This is a genomic window from Rhodococcus sp. p52 (genome assembly GCF_000763325.2).
GTDB classification, from domain to species: domain Bacteria; phylum Actinomycetota; class Actinomycetes; order Mycobacteriales; family Mycobacteriaceae; genus Rhodococcus; species Rhodococcus pyridinivorans.
Genome location: NZ_CP016819.1, coordinates 2,410,547 through 2,428,578, shown reverse-complemented (window position 1 = coordinate 2,428,578; position 18,032 = coordinate 2,410,547). Strand labels below are relative to the sequence as shown.

15 protein-coding genes are annotated in these 18,032 nt (G+C 69.7%); 7 read left to right on the top strand and 8 right to left on the bottom strand.

The features are described from left to right. The first annotated feature begins 78 nt into the window (after nucleotides 1-78). Nucleotides 79-756: a hypothetical protein gene (locus IM25_RS11370; RefSeq protein WP_033098258.1), complete on the top strand. Its 678-nt coding sequence runs from the start codon at nucleotides 79-81 to the stop codon at nucleotides 754-756. A gap of 220 nt (nucleotides 757-976) precedes the next feature. Continuing rightward, nucleotides 977-3,565, top strand: coding sequence for a helix-turn-helix transcriptional regulator (locus tag IM25_RS11365; protein ID WP_033098276.1), 2,589 nt, complete (start codon nucleotides 977-979; stop codon nucleotides 3,563-3,565). Here IM25_RS11365 and IM25_RS11360 read toward each other — a convergent pair. The 5 genes from IM25_RS11360 to egtA form a co-directional block, all read right to left on the bottom strand. Further along, the gene (locus tag IM25_RS11360; RefSeq protein WP_033098257.1) at nucleotides 3,534-4,760 is read right to left on the bottom strand and encodes an MFS transporter; all 1,227 of its coding nucleotides are present in this window, start codon (nucleotides 4,758-4,760) and stop codon (nucleotides 3,534-3,536) included. The genes IM25_RS11365 and IM25_RS11360 overlap by 32 nt on opposite strands. A gap of 64 nt (nucleotides 4,761-4,824) precedes the next feature. Then, a complete protein-coding gene (egtD, locus tag IM25_RS11355; protein WP_033098256.1) occupies nucleotides 4,825-5,781 on the bottom strand; it encodes an L-histidine N(alpha)-methyltransferase in 957 nt (318 codons plus the stop codon). Continuing rightward, complete coding sequence (gene egtC / locus IM25_RS11350) at nucleotides 5,778-6,527, bottom strand: ergothioneine biosynthesis protein EgtC (protein WP_033098255.1); 750 nt, start codon at nucleotides 6,525-6,527, stop codon at nucleotides 5,778-5,780. The genes egtD and egtC overlap by 4 nt, the downstream gene beginning before the upstream one ends. Continuing rightward, entirely contained in the window at nucleotides 6,520-7,812 is a 1,293-nt protein-coding gene (egtB, locus tag IM25_RS11345; RefSeq protein ID WP_065996044.1) for an ergothioneine biosynthesis protein EgtB, read from the bottom strand. Before egtB ends, egtC begins: the two co-directional genes overlap by 8 nt. After that, a complete protein-coding gene (egtA, locus tag IM25_RS11340; protein WP_065996043.1) occupies nucleotides 7,809-9,038 on the bottom strand; it encodes an ergothioneine biosynthesis glutamate--cysteine ligase EgtA in 1,230 nt (409 codons plus the stop codon). Before egtA ends, egtB begins: the two co-directional genes overlap by 4 nt. Nucleotides 9,039-9,192: 154 nt before the next feature. Between egtA and IM25_RS11335 the strand changes: the two genes are divergently transcribed. The 3 genes from IM25_RS11335 (at nucleotide 9,193) to pth (ending at nucleotide 11,866) form a co-directional block, all read left to right on the top strand. After that, on the top strand, nucleotides 9,193-10,371 hold the full coding sequence (locus IM25_RS11335) for an aminotransferase class V-fold PLP-dependent enzyme (protein ID WP_065996517.1): 1,179 nt from the start codon (nucleotides 9,193-9,195) through the stop codon (nucleotides 10,369-10,371). 218 nt (nucleotides 10,372-10,589) lie between these two features. Next, complete coding sequence (locus IM25_RS11330) at nucleotides 10,590-11,198, top strand: 50S ribosomal protein L25/general stress protein Ctc (RefSeq protein ID WP_006553837.1); 609 nt, start codon at nucleotides 10,590-10,592, stop codon at nucleotides 11,196-11,198. Nucleotides 11,199-11,293: 95 nt separating this feature from the next. After that, a complete protein-coding gene (gene pth / locus IM25_RS11325; protein WP_006553836.1) occupies nucleotides 11,294-11,866 on the top strand; it encodes an aminoacyl-tRNA hydrolase in 573 nt (190 codons plus the stop codon). Nucleotides 11,867-11,921: 55 nt separating this feature from the next. On the opposite strand, the gene IM25_RS11320 is transcribed toward pth, so the two are convergent. Then, a complete protein-coding gene (locus tag IM25_RS11320) occupies nucleotides 11,922-13,559 on the bottom strand; it encodes a fatty acyl-AMP ligase (RefSeq protein ID WP_065996042.1) in 1,638 nt (545 codons plus the stop codon). A 205-nt stretch (nucleotides 13,560-13,764) separates the two neighbouring features. Here IM25_RS11320 and IM25_RS11315 point away from each other — a divergent pair, with 205 nt between their 5' ends. Both IM25_RS11315 and IM25_RS11310 read left to right on the top strand, forming a co-directional pair. After that, the gene (locus IM25_RS11315) at nucleotides 13,765-15,474 is read left to right on the top strand and encodes a peptide chain release factor 3 (protein ID WP_006553834.1); all 1,710 of its coding nucleotides are present in this window, start codon (nucleotides 13,765-13,767) and stop codon (nucleotides 15,472-15,474) included. Nucleotides 15,475-15,569: 95 nt separating this feature from the next. After that, nucleotides 15,570-16,220: a hypothetical protein gene (locus tag IM25_RS11310; protein ID WP_033098253.1), complete on the top strand. Its 651-nt coding sequence runs from the start codon at nucleotides 15,570-15,572 to the stop codon at nucleotides 16,218-16,220. Nucleotides 16,221-16,254: 34 nt separating this feature from the next. Here IM25_RS11310 and IM25_RS11305 read toward each other — a convergent pair whose 3' ends face one another. Together IM25_RS11305 and IM25_RS11300 are read right to left on the bottom strand one after the other, a co-directional pair. Further along, on the bottom strand, nucleotides 16,255-17,295 hold the full coding sequence (locus tag IM25_RS11305) for an enoyl-CoA hydratase/isomerase family protein (RefSeq protein WP_033098275.1): 1,041 nt from the start codon (nucleotides 17,293-17,295) through the stop codon (nucleotides 16,255-16,257). 49 nt (nucleotides 17,296-17,344) lie between these two features. Then, nucleotides 17,345-18,016, bottom strand: a complete 672-nt coding sequence (locus IM25_RS11300; RefSeq protein ID WP_033098252.1) for a pyridoxine/pyridoxamine 5'-phosphate oxidase — start codon at nucleotides 18,014-18,016, stop codon at nucleotides 17,345-17,347. Between the last annotated feature and the right edge of the window lie 16 nt (nucleotides 18,017-18,032).

Below are 18,032 nucleotides of genomic sequence, written 5' to 3'. Positions count from 1 at the left end.
ACGCCGCGTGAAATCGTCGCAGGTCGTGCGAGACCCCCCTCCCCTGCGTAACTCGGCTTTCACCTAAAGTGGCACCTCGTGACCGACGCGCAAACTCTCGAAGCCCCTACGGAAAACGCGACAATCCGAACGGTCCGACGATGGTCGCCGGGTGCGTGCGTCTGGTGCGGCGACACCGACTCTGTCGAGGTCTTCCGCAACGAACCTCGCTGTGCCACATGCCGTAAGCACGAAGCCGTCATCGACGAGGCCCGCAAGTTCATGGGCATGTACGGCCTGCGCCCCATCGGCGGCACCCTGCAGTCCGACGACGAGGAGGAATACGAGCACCGCCTCGCCGCCCGCGAGGCCCGCCGCGCCCTCAACGACATCCGTCTCGCCGAGCAGCCCGACCCGACGCTCGTGCGCAAGGCCTTGCGTCCCCGCGCCGCCGCGATCACGGAGGGCCACACCGGTTCCTCCGCGCAGACGTCGACGCGTCCGGCCTCCGCGACCCGCAGCTCGTCCGCTTCGGCCAAGCCGGCGAAGTCCGCGGCTCCGGTCCGGACGGGCGCCGTGGACGTCGAGGAGATCCAGACCCGGGCCCTCGCGCTGCTCGATCAGCTCTCCGCGATCGACGCGCAGCTCGCGCTCGTCGCCGAGCAGAACGGCCTCGCCGCCCGCGCCCGCCGCAGCGATCTGGAGAAGCAGAAGGCGACGATCCTGCGCACCCTCGCCGCACTCGAGAAGGCACGTCTGAGCGCATCCGGCAGCTAGTCGCCGGCTCACACCACCGCAGCCCCGTCCCGCTCCGTCGAGTCCGCTCGACGGTCCGGTGCCGGGGCTGCCGTCGTTACCGCACGTCACGACGGTTGTCGTTACCGCACCTCACGACAACGGACCAGGTAGTCTGTGATCGACCAAGAGCCTGTCGGGGGCACTGCTCGGGCCTTCCCGCCTGTGCAGATCCGGGCTGAAGCCTTCCGAAGGAGTGCGCGTGAGTGTTTCCGACTCCCCTCGCGTCGGTGCACCCGCGTGGCGTTCCTTGTCCTCGGCTCTGGCGCGACCCCGATTGTTCGCGTGTCTCGACCGGTGCTCCACGCTGACGGTGATCGACGCTCCCTCGGGTTTCGGCAAGCGGACGCTCGTCGCGGGATGGCTCCATCGGGGCGGCGCACCCGACCACACGATCGTCTGGGTTCCCGAACTCACGGCGTCCGGCGACGGCGACCTGCCCGAGCATGTGCTCGCGGTCCTCGCCGATCACCCGGCCGTCGAGGTCGCCGGCGACGGTCCCGACGATTCCCCGTTCGAGCGCGTGGTCCGTACCTTCCGCGATCTGGGGTCGCCCTGCCTGCTCGTGCTCGCCTGTGTGTCGCCGCAGAACTCGGCCGAGGTGCTCGAAGCAACCCTTCGGCTGCTCGACCGGTGCCCCCTGCTCGATGCGATCGTCTGCCTGCCGGGAAACAGCACCGACATGACCGAGGTCGTCCTCCGCGGGATCGACTCCACGTACGTCCCGGCGGCCGATCTCGCGTTCACCATCGAGGAGACGACGACGCTGTTGCGCGACGCCGGACCGGAGCGCTCCGACAGCGAGTGCGAGGTCGTGTGTCGCGTGCTCGGTGGTGTGCCCACCCTGGTCTCGGCGGCCGCGGCCGTCGCCCGGAGCCGGCCCCAGCGCCTGATCGACTCCCGTGGACTGCCGACCCCGGCCTTGGCCCGCCTCGTGCGGACGTATGTGGAGAGCCTGCTCGACGAACTCGACGACGCGCACCGCGAGTTCGCGTTCTCGGTCGCCGCTGCCCACAGCGTCACCGCCGAGCGGGCGGCCGAACTGACGGGCGCGGCGGACCCCGAGGCCGCACTCGCGACGCTCGCCGCGGCCGGCCTCCTGATGGATTCGCCCTTCGACGATCCCCGGACGTGGCGGTGGCCCGACGCCGTCCGCTCGTGCGTGCTCGACATCTCCCGCCGAGAGCAACCCGGACGTGTCGACGCCCTGCTCGTCGAACTCGCCCGGGCCCATCGCGACGCCGGCAGGCCCGCCGAGGCGTCGATCTATGCCGTCGAGGCCGGCGACTGGGAGACCGCCGTGGCGATCGTCGAGGAATCCTGGGCGCGCATGGTCGACAGTTCTTTCGACGTTCTCGTCAAGGTGCTTCGGCAGATCCCCGACCAGGAGCTCGGCGACCATCCGTCGGTCCAGGCAGGTCGCGCGCTGTTCACACAGATGCTCGACGAACATTCGATCCTGCACGCCTCCCTGCCCGCGGATCCCGACGAACTCACCGAGCTCGGGAAGACACCCGGCGCCGCGCAGGCCCTCTACGTCGCGACGGTGCAGACCCTGACCCTGCGGGTCTCGGGCGAATTCGGTGAGGCCGCGCGGTTGACGCTGCTGTTGCGTCCGCTCGTCGATTCGATCCTCGAACACCGGCCCGACGATCTCGGTCCGCAACTGCCGCTGCTGCGCGTGCAGTGGGCGATCACGCTCCAGCTCGCCGGATATCTGACCGAGTCCACCACCGTCTTCCGCCGCGCCTACCGCGGTGCGTACGCCGTGAACATCGCCTTCGTCATCCAGAACGCCGCGGGCAGCTCGGCGCTGAACTGGGCGGTGACGGGCGACAATCCGCGCGCCCGGGAATGGCTGCGCATCGAGAGCAACGCCGAGCCCACCGAGGGTCGCTGGGGCGAGATGGTCAAGGTGGGTGGTCGCGTGGCGTCCGCGCTCGTCCACCTCGACTCGCTCGAGCTCGACCGTGCCGTCGGATATCTCGACGAGCTCGGTGTCCCGCGGGTTTCGGAGGAACTCTGGGGATTCGTCGCCTACGGCCGGGCCTACTACAACCTGGCGGCGGGCAACGCCTACGACGGACTCACCGAACTGCACCGGCTCATCGCTTCACACCACGATCTGTTCGACCGCGGCGCGTTCTCGCGCATCCTGCTCGGGGCCGCCGAGATCGACCTGCAGCTGGCGCTCGGCAACGGCAACCTCGCGCGCGCCCTCGCCGAGGAGTCGCCGCAGACCCATCCGATGCTCGTGGTGACGAACGCGCGTGTCGAACTGTTCACCGGTCATCCGGAGATCGCGCTCAAGAAGCTCAAGCGTGTTCCGTGGACGGAGTGCGGCTTCCCGCGCGCACATGTCGAGGCGTTGCTCATCGAGGCGAGCGCCCACCTCGATCTCGACAAGAAGGACGCCGCGGTCCGCAGCTGGCAGCGGGCCTGCACGCTCGCCGAGGCCCTCGGCAACCGCCGCGCCTTCACCACTCTGTCCGAGGGTGTCGCCGGGCGTCTCGCGGAGCCCGGCGGTCTCACCGTCCCGGACGAGGCGATCGGGTCCGTCTTCACCGAACCGGTCACCCATGTCGAACTGTCCCGGCGGGAGACAGACGTGCTGGAGTTGCTGGCGCTGGGATCGACGCACGCCGACATCGCGAAGAAGTTGTTCGTCTCGCACAACACGATCAAGACCCAGTTGCGCAGCATCTACCGCAAGCTCGGCGTGCACACGCGGGTGGAAGCCATCGGCCGGGCGCGCGATCTCAGGCTGCTGCCGGTCCGCCGGTCGCTGTAGCCGAACGCGCACGCATCCGGGCGGTGAGCCGAAGATCGAGCGCCCACACGACACCCGCGAGCGCCGCCAGTCCGACACCGAGCACACACACCGCGGTCCACCCGCCGGCGCTCCACGCCATCGTGCCGAGCGCCGAACCGGACGCCGCACCGATGAAGTAGCCCGTCATGTAGACGGAATTGACGCGCGAGCGGGCGTCGGGGTCGAGGGCGTACACGATGTTCTGGTTGGTGATGTGCACGAGGTTGAGCGCGAGGTCGACGACGAGCATCCCGACGACGAACCACACCAGCGAGCTCGCACCCGCCGCGAGCGCCGCCCACGACGCGATCAGCGTGAACACTCCCACCGCCGTCGTCGGCGGTCCGTAACCGCGGTCGACGAGCCGGCCCGCCGCGGTCGCGGCGAACGCACCGGCCACCCCGGCCAGCCCGACGAGCCCGATCTGCAGGTCGTCGAGGCCGAAGGGCGGGTCGGACAGCAGGAACGCCATCGTCGAGAACAACGCGCCCACCGACGCGAAACCCAGCCCGCCGAGCAGGGTCCGGGTGCGCAGGCGAGGATGCGTGGCGATCAACGTCCGGAGTGATCGCAGCGTGCTTCCGTAACCCTGACGGACCACCGGTGGCGTCGCCGGCAGCACCCGCCACAACGCGAGCGCCACGATCACCATCGCGACCGCGCTCACCCGGTAGACCGTCGTCCAACTGTCGCCGAGTTCGGCGAGGATGCCCGCGACGCTCCGGGCCACGAGGATCCCGACGAGCAGCCCGCTCATCACGGTGCCGACCGCGCGACCCCGCGATTCCGGCGTCGCGAGGGTCGCGGCGAACGGCACCAGCACCTGCGCGGCCACCGAGAACAGACCGGCGACAGCGGTGCCCACCACGAGCACCCCGATGTTCGGCGCGAATCCGCTCAGCCCCTGCCCCGCCGCCGCGGCCAGCATGAGCATCACCGCCAGCCGCCGCTGCGGGAACATGTCGCCGAGCGGCACGAGGAACAGCAGGCCGAGAGCATAGGCGACCTGCGCGACCGTCACGGTGGAGGCGGCGGCCGATCGGGAGGTGTCCAGTGCTTCGGCGATCGAGTCGAGCAGCGGTTGGTTGAAGTAGTTGCCACCCACGCACAGACCCGTCGCCACGGCCATGAGCAACAGGACCGGGGTCGTCAGGACGGGACGGGAGGACGCCATGTCCTCCAGCGTCCCGTGTGGGCGCGGCGGAAGTCGAATCGGCTCGTCGGCCGCCTTTCGAGGACTACTCCCGGGATGCGGCGAGCAGGACGAACCGTCCGTCCGGATCCACCCATTCGTGCCGGACCACGAATCCCGCGTCGGCGAGTTCCTGCGAGATTCCGACGAGGCGGAACTTCGCGGAGATCTCGGTCCGGATCTGCTCACCCTCGACGAAGGAGATCTGCAGGTCGAGACCCGGGATCGTCACGTCCATCGCCTCGGTCGCCTCGAGGCGCATCTCGATCCACTCGTTCTCCGGGTCCCAGACGGCACGGTGCACGAACCGGGCGGGATCGAAGTCGGCGCCGAGCCGGTCGTTGAGCACCCGCAGGACGTTCCGGTCGAACTCCGCCGTCACGCCGGCCGCGTCGTCGTAGGCGGCGATCAGGGTGTCGCGGTCGATGACGAGACCGGCGCCGAGGAGCAGCCACTCGCCGGGATGGAGGATCGCGGCCGTCCCGGCGAGGAACTGTGCGCGTTCGCTCGGGACGAGATTGCCGATCGTGCCGCCGAGGAACGCGATCGCGCGTTTCCCGCCGGCCGGCAGATGCGTGAGCGAATCGGTGAAGTCGCCGACAACCCCGTGCACCGTCAGGTTGGGATACTCCGCCGCCAGCCGGGTGACGGCCGACCGCAACGCCGGTTCGGAGACGTCCTGCGGCACGTAGGTGTGGAGATACGGTTCGAGGGCGTCGAGCAGCACGTGCGTCTTCTCGGACGACCCGGAGCCGAGTTCGACGAGCATCTCGGGGCGGGCGGCATCGGCGAAGTCGGCGGCGTGCTGTCGCAGCAGTGCGAATTCGGTGCGTGTCGGATAGTACTCGGGCAGTCGCGTGATCTCGTCGAACAGTTCGCTGCCCCGCGCGTCGTACAGCCAGGTCGGCGACAGGTACTTGGGATCGGACGTGAGTCCGCGCCGTGCGTCCTCGCGCAGTTTGGCGTCGAGGTCCTCGGGGCGCAGATGCACGTCGACGATCACGGTGAACCGACCTCCAGTGGTGAGACGATGAGTTTGCCCGGCATCGCGGCGACGAGATGCCGGTCGGGTACGGGTTTCCAGCGGCTGTCGTCGTCGAACGGTTCGGACGCCACGATCGCGACCTGCTCGTCGACGAACGTCCACAGCGAGTGGTACCAGGCGGTGGCCCAGATCCCGGATTCGTTGCACAGCAACATGTTCAACCGTGATTCCGGTGCGAGTTCCAGCACGTCGTGAACGAGTGAGATCAGCGCCGGCTCGGGATCGGCCGAGCGCAGACGCGACTGGAGCAGGAGCCACAGCGTGGCAGCATCGGTCGGTGATTCGAGCTGCAGCAGTTCGGCGACGGGAAGCGCGCCGGCGAGGGTGACGAGCGATCCCGGCCAGCCCCGGACGACACCGTTGAGACTGAACGCCCACCGGTCGTCGGAGAAGGGCGCGGCCGCCGACCGTTCGACGGGCATCCCCTCGGTGGCCGAGCGGGTCGCGGCGACGACGGTGCGCGACCGTATCGACGTCAGGCCTTCACCGACGAAGGGATCGGACCAGATCGGCAACGCCGACCGGTAGCGCCCGAAGGTGCCCTCGGCACTCCACCATCCGACACCGAATCCGTCGACGTTGATCGTGCCTCCCCCACGCATGTCGGTGGGCGCCCACGACTGGCGGAGCAGCGAGTTGGTTCCGGTGGAGAGCAGTGCCGCGACGTTCGTCTCCGGCCCGATGTACGCCAGATGTCTACACATCGCCCGTCCCGTACGCGACGCGGAGCCCGGAGAAGATCTGACGGCGGATCGGCAGATCCCAGTTGCGGAAGGTTCCGCGGCACGCGACCTCGTCGGTTCCGAACGAGCCTCCGCGCAGAACCCGGTGTCCGTCGCCGAAGAAGACCTCCGAGTACTCGCGGTACGGGAACGCGCGGAAGCCCGGATAACCGGTGAACGGTGTGGACGTCCACTCCCAGACGTCGCCGATCAGCTGGTGCACCCCGAGCGGTGACGCTCCCTGCGGATACGCGCCGACGACGGCGGGACCGAGATGACGCTGACCGAGATTCGCGTGGTCGGGACCGGGATCCTCGTCGCCCCACGGGAATCGGCGGCTGAGCCCGGTGGCCGGATCCCAGCGTGCCGCCTTCTCCCATTCGGCCTCGGTCGGAAGACGTCCACCGGCCCAGCGGGCGAACGCCTCCGCCTCGTGGAAGCACACGTGCACGACCGGCTCGTCCGGGGGCAGCGGCATCGTGCGGCCGAAGGCCGTTCGGCTCCATCCGGTTTCGTCGCGACTCCAGAACTGCGGGGCCTCGAGACGGGCGTCGAGGCGGTGCTGCCAACCTGCCTCGCTCCACAGTTCGGGCCGCTCGTACCCGCCGTCCTCGACGAACCCGAGGTAACGGCGGTTGGTGACGGGCACCGCGTCGAGTTCGAACTCCGGCACCTCGACGACGTGTGCCGGGCGCTCGTTGTCGAGGGCCCACGGATCGGTGGACGTGCCCATCTCGAATGCGCCGGCGGGGATCCGGACACGTTCGGTGTCGCGGACGGTTCCGGTGCGCGGCGCTTCCGGCGCGTCGAGCAAGGGCGGACCCTGCCGTAACTGGTGCGTCGCGAGCATCGTCTCGCCGTGCTGCTGTTCGTGCTGCGCGACCATCGCGAAGACGAAACCCTCGCGGGTCAGATCGTCGTCGAATGCACTGTCTTCGAGCACATCCCAGGTGAGCTCGCGGACGGCACGCGCGTAACGGCGGGCGGCGTCGGGGTCGAGCAGCGGCAGCCCCGTGCGGGTCGCGCGGGGATGCCGGAACGCGTCGTAGAGATCGTCGATGTCGTCGCGAACCGCAGGGCGCCTGCCCGCGACCCGCACGAGCCAGCGCTCCTCCTGGTTGGCGATGTGCGCGAGATCCCACACCAGCGGGCTCATCAACGGCGAATGTTGTGCGGTGAGATCCTGTTCCGGCACGGAGGCGAGTACCTCGGTGCGGGCACGCGCCCGCTCGAGGTGCCGCCTGAGCGCAACACGAGCAGGTGTCACCGCACCTCCTCACCCGGCGCCAGACCGCGCAGGCACCGTGCCGCGGCCGCGTCGAGCGCCGCGGTGAACCGCATGTCGCGGGAGGACTCCGCCGCGAGCGAGAGCAACCCCGCCGCGGCAGCACGCAATTCGAGCGAGGCGAGACCGACGCGGGCCGCCTCGGACCACTGGTCGCGCACCGGCGCGGCGATCGCGCACGCCTCCGCGGAGACCTCGGGCGCCGACAGCAACGCCTCGAGAGCCGCGACGGGCACCTGCCACGACTCGGCCGGCTGGGCGTCGAGATAACGCACCTCGAGATGCCCGCACGGACGAACAGGCGGGAACAGCGTCGTCATGTGGTAGTCGAGGTCGTCGATGGTGGGTCGACGGTGGATGTCGGCGTCGAGCTCGCCCGCGAGCCACGCCGCGAAGGTGGCGCCGGGCGGTGCGTACCATTCGGGCATTTCCGAACGCACGCAGGTCAGCGGTGCGTCGAGCACCCATGCGGGGTAGTCGGCGGGATGGTCGACGTGACCGAGGGCGGGATCGAGTTCGAGCCACGTGCGCATCCGCTGCGACGCCCAGTCGCCCTCCGGAGCACCTCGCAGCCGGGGCGAGCACGCGAAGGCCGCGATCATCGCCGGGCCGATGGCGTGGAGCAACTCCCAGCGCTGCACCACCTCTGTCTCGTCGCGTCCCGCGTCGACGGAAACCTGTATGGACGCAGTGCTGTTCATCATCACCCGGCCCATCGGGCCGATCCGGTCGTAGCGGAGTTCCATCGCTCCGTAGCGCGGGGTGCGCAGCAGACGGTGGGGAGGCCGCACCTCGTCGGCGGCGCGGTCGAGCATGGTCACCGACCGGCGGGCCAGCAACGCCCGGAGCATGCGGAGGTCGGCCGTGAGCCGATCGCACACCTGCCGTGCCGAAGTGCACGGCACGCTCGACAGCTCGATCTGACCACCCGGCTCGACGCTGACCGCGCTGCCCGACGGCAGGGGACGGGCCGACGACGACGGCGCTACCGTGCGCGGCGCGTGGGGTCCGAGGGCCTCGACGAGCCTCGTGAGTTCGGGACGCGATTCGGTGCCGTCGGCCCGCGCGGTGAGCCATTCGAGCTCGACCCCGATCAGCCTGGGGATTCCCAGCCGGAATGCCCTGCTGCGGACGTGGTCCTCCGCTGCTGCTCGGGAGCCGAGTTCCTTGCGGGCACGGGAGGCTGCGGCATCGACTGCCATTGCCATTCGTCCACCCCCTCGGCCGGTGCGCCAGGTCTGCGGTCGAGACTAACCCGCCGGGGGACACGACGCGCGGATAACGCACCGGTGCGTGCGCGAACGCACTCCACCGGGCAGGCTCGACCCCGACGATACGGACGACGGAGGAGGTGAGCGGCCCGTGCTGGACCTCCAGGCGGCCCGACGCGACACACCGGGATGCTTCGACCGGGTCTTCCTCGACAGCGCCGGCTCGTCGCTGCCCCCGGCACCGGTGCTCGAGACGATGCTCGCGCACCTGCGCCGCGAGGCGGAGATCGGCGGGTACGTGGCGGCCGACGAACGGCTCGACGACCTGACGGCCGTGAAGACCTCGCTCGGCCGCCTGTTCGACGTGCCGGAGACCTCCCTCGCGCTGTCCGACGGCGCCTCGCGGGCGTGGACGTCCTTCTTCTACGCGGTGCCGCTGCGACCCGGCGACCGCATCCTGATCTCGCAGGCCGAATACGCCGCAAACGCGATCGCCGCGCTGCAGCGCGCGCGGGCGACCGGCGCCACCGTCGAGGTCGTTCCGTCCGATCCGTCCGGCCGCGTCGACGTCGAGGCGCTCGAGGGGATGCTCGACGAACGGGTGCGGCTGGTGTCCGTCGTGCACGCCCCCACCAACGGCGGGCTCGTCAACCCGGTACGGGAGATCGCCGACGCCGCGCACGCGGTCGGGGCGCTCGTGCTGCTCGACGCGTGCCAGTCGGTGGGGCAGCTGCCGGTGAGCGTGCCCGAACTCGACGTCGACGCACTGTCGGGCACCGGGCGCAAGTGGCTCCGCGGGCCGCGCGGCACCGGTTTCCTCTACGTGCGGCCGCGCCTGGTGAGCGAACTCGAACCGGCCGTTCTCGACCTGCACAGCGCCTCGTGGACCTCGGCCGACAGCTACGAACTCGCTCCGGACGCCACCCGCTTCGAGATGTGGGAGGCCGGAGTGGCGGCCCGGCTCGGGCTCGGCGCGGCCGTGGACTATCTCCTCGATCTGGGTGTCGACGCCGTGGCCGAGGCGGTGGCCTACCGGGCCGGGCACGTGCGCGAGGGGCTCGCGGGCATCGACGGCGTCACCGTCACCGACCTCGGCGAGCAGCGCAGCGGCATCGTCTCGTTCACCGTGGACGGCCGCGACCCGCGGGAGGTCCGCGACGCCCTGGCCGAGCGGTCCGTGACGGTCACGGTCAGCAGCCGCAGTTCGACGCTGCTGGACATGACCTCGCGCGACCTGCAGTCGGTGGTGCGGGCGTCGCCGCACTACTTCGTCCCCCCCGCCGACGTCGACAGGTTCCTCGCCTCGGTGCACGACATCGCCCGGTCGTGAAGCTCACGCGCGTCGACGACAGGGCTGTTTGTCCCTGATCGACGTCGTCCGGTAAAGTGGTTCGAGTTGTCTCGGCGAGGGTGAACCGCAATATCGCTGGATCACCGTGATCGACGCGGCTGCGACGGAAGCAATGTGCTCCCCGGTCGCACGTGTCGGATCCGTTCGTTCGAGAACACCCGACCACCAAGTGCCACCAGCGTAGGAGCCGTCACATCATGTCCGACGAGAATCGTCTCGTAGCCAGCGTCCGCACCGAGTTCGGCAAGGGTGCCGCACGCCGCGCCCGTCGCGCCGGCCAGGTCCCCGCCGTCCTCTACGGCCACGGCACCGAGCCCCGGCACCTCGCCCTCCCCGACCTCGAGTTCGCAGCCGTGCTGCGTAACCACGGCACCAACGCCATCCTCACCCTCGACGTCGACGGCGAGGATCAGCTCGCGCTGACCAAGTCGGTCGTCGTCCACCCCATCCGTCGCTACATCGAGCACGCCGACCTGCTCGTCGTGAAGAAGGGCGAGAAGGTCACCGTCGAGGTGCCCGTCGTTCTCTCCGGTGAGGCCGGCTCCGGCACGCTGGTGGTCAACGAGGTCAACACGATCAAGCTCGAGGCCGACGCCCTGAACATCCCCGAGGAGATCACCGTCTCGATCGAGGGCGCCGAGGCCGGCACCCAGATCCTGGCCGGTGGCGTCGAGCTGCCCGCCGGCGCGACCCTGCAGGACGATCCCGAGCTGCTGCTCGTGAACATCGTCGAGGCTCCCTCCGCCGACGCCCTGGAAGGCGCCGAGGGCGAAGAGACCGCAGAAGAGGCCTCCGAGGAGGCCTGAGCCTTCACCGGCTCCCTGTGAAGTCACTCGTGCGGCGCGTCATCCCTTCGGGGTGGCGCGCCGCACGTCGTTCGAATGCACGGAAGGATCAGTTCGTGGGCGACGACGCCGCGCTCGTGGTCGGTCTCGGCAACCCCGGCCCGAAGTACGAGAACACCCGGCACAACATCGGATTCATGGTGGCCGACGTGCTGGCCGGACGCGTCGGCGGCAAGTTCTCCGCGCACAAGCGCAGCAACGCCGACATCGTGCAGGCCCGGCTCGACGGGCGGCAGGTGATCATCGCGAAGCCGCGCACCTACATGAACCTGTCCGGCGGTCCGGTCGCCTCCCTGGCCAAGTTCTTCTCGGTCGATCCCTCGAACGTGATCGTCCTACACGACGAACTCGACCTGGACTTCGGCACGATTCGGCTCAAGCTCGGCGGTGGCGAGAACGGGCACAACGGCCTGCGGTCGACCTCGTCGGCGCTCGGCACCAAGGACTACCTGCGGGTCCGGATGGGCATCGGCCGCCCTCCCGGCCGCCAGGATCCCGCCGACTTCGTGCTCAAGCCGTTCTCGGCGACCGAACGCAAGGAACTCGACGTGTGGTGCGAGGAAGGCGCCGACGCCGTCGAACTGCTGCTGAGGCTCGGCCTCGAGGGCGCCCAGAACCGCATCCACTGACCGCCCGCCTCCGCCGAGGCCGGCGCGGTCGCAGCGGCGTCGCGTGGCGCGGTGGTCAGGCCCGCGTCAGCAGTGCCAGCGAGGTGCCGCGACGCAGCTTGCCCGAGGAGGTCTTCGGGATGCTGCCGGGACCGAGTACCGCGACCGTGCGGGGCCGCACGCCCACCTCGGCGACCACCGCGTGCACGACGTCATGTTCGATGCGGCGCACCTCGTCGGGGTGGTCGAAGAGTTTGGTCTCCACGGCCACCGCGAACGATTCGCGCTTGTCCCCCGCGTCGAGCCGGATGGCGACGGCGTTGCCGGGACGCCCCCCGTCGACGGTCCCCGCCGCTCGCTCGATGTCGGTGGGATAAATGTTGCGGCCGCCCATGATGATGACGTCCTTCACCCGGCCGCACACCACGACGAGACCTTCCTCGGTGAAGTAACCCACGTCGCCGGTGTCGAGCCAGCCGTCGGCGTCCTGCGCGGGTACGGGTCCGTCCACGGTGAGATAGCCGTGCGTGACGGCCTCGCCGCGCAACTGGATGATGCCCACGCCGCGGGGTGGCAGCACCTGTCCGTCACGGCCGACGACCCGGCCCTCGAGACCGGCCACGAGACGGCCGAGGGTGGGCATGCGGCGCGTGTGGGTGCGGTTGGTCGGCACGGCCATCCCGCCGGCCTCGAGCAGGTCGGGGTCCACCACGTCGAGCACCACCCCGCGTCCCGGATCGGGGACCGACACCGCGAGCGTGGTCTCGGCCATCCCGTAGGAGGGCGCGAGGGCGGACGGGTCGAGACCGAAGCGCTCCCCGGCCTCCGCGAGGGCCTCCATCGTGTCGGGATCGACCGGCTCCGCGCCGTTCCACATCCAGCGCATCGACGACAGGTCGAGCGCGCCGTCCGGCGCCTGCGACAACTTCCGGGCCAGCAACGAGTACGCGAAATTCGGTGCTGCGGTGAGCGTTCCGTGATACTTGCTGATCAGCTCCGCCCACAGGATCGGAGAGCGCAGGAAGTCCAGCGGCGTGACCGACACAACCTCGGCGCCCACCTGCATGGGGACGCTGAGGAAGGCCACCATGCCCATGTCGTGGAACAGCGGCAGCCAGCTGATCATGACGTCGTCGTCGAGCGAGAACTTGACGCGGTCCATCATCGCCGTCGCGTTGGCGTAGAAGTTGCCGTGCGTGATCCGCACCGCCTTCGGCGAGCCGGTGGACCCGGACGTCAGCTGCTGGAGCACGATGTCGGACTCCGCCGTGTCGACGGGATCGACGGGCCTCCCCTCCCGCATCCGCTCCACGGTGACGACGGAGATGCCCCGCTCGCGCAGCAGCGGCTCCGCGATCTCGAAGGGTGCGCCGAGCACGACGGCGCGGGCGTCGATCATCCGCAGGACCACCTCGGTGTCGCGCGACCACATCTGCAGGTCGGTGCGCGGCGTGGGCTGGTGCAGCATCGTCACGCTTCCGCCGCGCATCCACACGGCCTGGCAGACCGGTGCGATGTCCACCGGTTGTCCTGCGAGGACACCCACCGCGTCGCCGGGTCCGATACCCGCCGCGGCCAGTGCGCCGGCCATGCGGCGGGCCTGCCGGTGGATCTCTCCCCAGTTCTGCCGCAACGGCGTATCCGGTTCGCCGGTGACCAGAGCCCCGGTGTCCGACTCCGCCGTCGCGTACATCTCCTCGGTGAACCTGCTCACGACCCGCTCCTCGTCCGGTGGTGCACGACCTCGATCAAGATCCGGTAGTTGCACATCAGCGTGCGCCGTCGAGTGGTCGGTATGGGGCGGCCTCGGGGAAACGTGATCGAATCTGGCGGAAATCGACACCGAATCGCCGAGTAACATGGACGAGTTGGCGGCGATAGCGCCCCTACTCCCTGCCCCCTTCGAGAGGTTTTTCCCGTTGAGCACCCCGCACGCTTCGGCCGACAGTCAATCCACCGGCACGACGGAGCCTGCGCAGTCCTCCGGCACAGCGAAGCCCGGGGCCGCGAAGGAGGTCAGAGCCGAAGCCGAGCGCAGACGCACCTTCGCCGTCATCTCCCACCCCGACGCCGGTAAGTCGACGCTCACCGAGGCGCTCGCCCTGCACGCGAAGGTCATCTCCGAGGCCGGCGCGGTCCACGGCAAGGCCGGCCGCAAGTCGACGGTCTCCGACTGGATGGAGATGGAGAAGGCCCGCGGCATCTCCGTCAGCTCCACGGCCCTGCAGTTCAACTACACCCGCTCGGACGTCGCGGGCACCGACGACGAGGTCGTCAACGTCGTCAATCTCGTCGACACCCCCGGTCACTCCGACTTCTCGGAGGACACCTACCGCGTCCTCACCGCCGTCGACGCCGCCGTCATGCTCATCGACGCGGCGAAGGGTCTCGAGCCGCAGACCCTGAAGCTGTTCCAGGTGTGCCGCCACCGAGGCATCCCCGTGGTCACCGTCATCAACAAGTGGGACCGACCGGGCCGGACGCCGCTGGAACTGCTCGACGAGATCGACGAGCGCATCGGCCTGATGCCGACTCCCCTGTTCTGGCCCGTGGGCATCGCCGGCGACTTCCGCGGTCTGCTGCGTCGCGGCGAGGACGGAGACGCGGCCGAGTACATCAAGTTCACCCGCACGGCCGGTGGCGCCAAGATCGCGCCCGAGGAGCATCTGTCCCCCGCCGAGGCGCTCGCCCTCGAGGGCGACACCTGGGTCGAGGCCGCCGAGGAGTCCGAACTGCTGTCGTCCAACGGCCAGGATCACGATCAGGAATTGTTCCTCGCCGGGCAGACCTCGCCGGTGATCTTCGCGTCGGCGATGCTCAACTTCGGTGTGCGGCAGATCCTCGACACCTTGGTCACGCTCGCACCGCCACCGCGTGCCCGTCTCGCCATCGACGAGACCGCTCGCGAGGTCGACGATCCGTTCAGCGCCGTCGTGTTCAAGGTGCAGGCCGGCATGGACACCGCCCACCGCGACCGGCTCGCGTTCATGCGTGTCGTCTCGGGTGTGTTCGAGCGCGGCATGGTCGTCACGCACGCGCAGACCGGTAAGCCCTTCGCCACCAAGTACGCGCTGACGGTCTTCGGCCGCGAACGTTCCACGGTGGAGAACGCCTATCCCGGCGACGTCGTCGGCCTGGTCAACGCCACCGCGCTGGCGCCGGGGCATACCCTCTACATCGACAAGAAGGTGGAGTTCCCGCCCATTCCGTCGTTCGCGCCCGAGCACTTCGCGATCCTGCGGGCCGAGAGCGCCTCGAAGTACAAGCAGTTCCGCAAGGCCGTGGACCAGCTGGATTCCGAGGGCGTCGTGCAGATCCTCCGCAACGACGTCCGCGGCGACGCGTCGCCGGTGATGGCGGCCGTGGGTCCGATGCAGTTCGAGGTGGTCGCGGCGCGGATGAAGGCCGAGTACAACGTCGACCCGAAGATCGAGCATCTCGGCTACTCGCTCGCGCGTCGCACCGATGCGGCTTCGGCCGACGAACTGAACCGCCAGCGCGGCGTGGAGGTGTTCACCCGGTCGGACGGCGTGCTCCTCGCTCTCGTCAGCGACAAGTGGCGGCTGCAGTACATCCTCAAGGAGTTGCCGGAGCTGACTCTCGAACCGTTGGTCGCGGCGACCGACTGAGCGTCCCGGCAATGCCGGACGGGTAGTGCGTCCAGCGGATTTTACTGATACTTTCCCTTTCGTCGATCCGACGTATTCGGGTGGAATCAGGAGTTGTGTCGATGAACGACGACGTACCGGCCGCAGCCGGTGAGGACCTGTCGTCCGGTGGGACGGCGGATACGAGCAGGCGATCCGGACGCGCGAAGCGCTCGGGCACCTTCGTCTACCCGCTGCCGAGCACTCCTCTTCCGAGCAGTACCCCGCTGACGAGCACGCCGGATCCCGGAACACACCGCATGAGCGTGGGGGATGCATCGTCGCTCGAAGGTGACCCGGCCGGCGGGGTGGGCGCCGGCAATTCCGAGGAAGGAACGACCCTGGTGAGCAGCACCGGCACGAACGGCTCCGCGAGTGGGCCCGCCACCACCACGACGACCCCGACGGCCACCGAGAGCCTGGGCACGATCACCGCACCGGGTCCGGTCCCGTCACGGCGCAATTCGATGGGCGTGGCGTCGGTGCGTATCGCCGCGCGACTCGCACAGAACGAACTGACCTCCCGCGACTCCCGCAGCACCGGAGCGCACGGCGACCCGCGTAGCACCGGATCGCACGGCGACCCGATAGCGGACAACGATGAACTGCTCACGCTGCTCGGCGAGTACCTGCTGGCCGGTGGACTCGAGAAGCCCGAGATCCACGCTACCCTCGGTGGGCAGCCGATCGTCGTCGACCTGCAGGTACCGCAGCGTCACGCCCGGTAGAGGTCACGCCCGGTAGAGACGGGCAGGTCGCGGGTTATCCGTCGCCGAACAGTGCGGCGATCGCCGCCGGATCGACGTCCTCGAGCGTCGCGGGCGACCACTGCGGGTCGCGGGTCTTGTCGACGAGCACGGCGCGCACACCTTCGATGAAGTCCGGCGTCGCAGCGACGCGCACGGCGACGTCGAGTTCGCGGGCGAAGCACTCCTCGAGCGTGCTCTCGGCACCGCGTCGCATCAGTTCGGCCGTGGCCCACACGCTCGTCGGCGACAACGACCGCAGGGCCGTGCGAGTCTGCTCGGCCCACTCGGCGTCGATGTCGGCGAGGCTGTCGAGGCGGGTCACCATGTCGAGCACCGTACCGTCGCCGAACACCGTCTCGATGTCGGGGAAACGCTGCGCCAGGGAGGATTCGGGGGTCGGTTCGACGAACTCGTCGAGGGCGTCGCGCCACTGCCCGGCGCGGATGCGGTCGGCGAAGTCGTCGATGCGGGCACTGGGCACGTAATGCGTGGCCAGGCCGACGGCCAGCGCGTCGCCGGCATCGATGCGGGCGCCGGTGAGTCCGAGATACATCCCCACCGCATCGCACCGCGCGGTGGTGCCGCGCAGGCGCGGGAGGAAGTGGCTCGACCCGATGTCGGGAACGAACCCGATGGCCGTCTCGGGCATGGCCATCGTGGCCTTCTCGGTGGTGACGCGCACCGCGCCGTGCACCGAGATACCGAGCCCGCCGCCCATCGTGACGCCGTCGAGGACCGCGAGATACGGCTTCGGGTAGGTGGCGACCAGCTCGTCGAGGCGGTACTCGTCGGCGAAGTACTCGCGGACGGTGTCGAAGCGCCCCTCGAGGGCCAGCTCGCGCACCGGCTTTACGTCGCCACCGGCGCAGAACGCGCGGTCGGACGTGCTGGTGACGAGCACGGCCGTGACGGCCGGGTCGTCGCGCCAGGCGAGAAGCGACGAGCGGATGTCGCGGATCATCGACCGGTCGAGCGCGTTGAGCGCACCGGGACGGTCGAGTTGCACTTCGCCGACTCCGTTGGCGACGCGTGTGCGGATGAAGGACTCGTTCACGGGCGGGAGCCTACCGGTCGCGGGCGACTCGTCCCGGCCACGCGACACGTCACGGATGAAGTTCCTCGGTGACCCACCGGTCCCCCGCACGCCGGTAGCGATACCGCAGGTGCCGTCGGCCGGGATCCGCCTGCCAGAACTCCACGGCCTCAGCGGCGACGCACCACGCCGTCCAGTGCGGCGAGACGAGGTCCGGATCGTGTTCGAGCGCGGTCAGGCGTTCCCGTACGAGGTCGTCGTACTCGGCGGAATCGGTGAGGACCTCGCTCTGGTGTCCCGTGGATGCGACCGCACGGGCGAAGACCGATCGTTCCCGGAAGTCGCGGGCACACACCTCGGGTGGGCCGGCCAGGACGGGTCCGCGCACGCGTACCTGCCGGCCGAGTTCGCGCCAGTACACGGTGAGCGCGGCGGCCGGTGTCGCGTCGAGCTGGCGGCCCTTCGGGGAACGGTCGTCGCCGGAGAACCACCAGCCGTCGTCGGCGACGTCCTTGATCAGCAGCATGCGCGCGTCGGGCGTCCCGGACGGGTCGACGGTCGACAGGGTCGCTGCGTGCGGCTCGGCGACGCCGGCCTCGGCCGCCTCGGTGAGCCAGCGGAGGAAGGTCTCCTGCGGCGTCGCGGCCGGTGCGAACGGCGGCGCGGACGCCGTGAGGGTGGGCAGGGCCCGGATCCAGCCGCGGGTATCGGGAAACTCACTGCGACGCGCGATCTCACTCATCGCCGCATGGTACCGA

Excerpts from the sequence above, each read along its gene's own strand:
- IM25_RS11360 (WP_033098257.1), bottom strand. The coding sequence starts at position 4,760 with ATGGCGTCCTCCCGTCCCGTCCTGACGACCCCGGTCCTGTTGCTCATG.
- egtC (WP_033098255.1), bottom strand. The coding sequence starts at position 6,527 with ATGTGTAGACATCTGGCGTACATCGGGCCGGAGACGAACGTCGCGGCA.
- egtA (WP_065996043.1), bottom strand. The coding sequence starts at position 9,038 with ATGGCAATGGCAGTCGATGCCGCAGCCTCCCGTGCCCGCAAGGAACTC.
- IM25_RS11330 (WP_006553837.1), top strand. The coding sequence starts at position 10,590 with ATGTCCGACGAGAATCGTCTCGTAGCCAGCGTCCGCACCGAGTTCGGC.
- IM25_RS11300 (WP_033098252.1), bottom strand. The coding sequence starts at position 18,016 with ATGAGTGAGATCGCGCGTCGCAGTGAGTTTCCCGATACCCGCGGCTGG.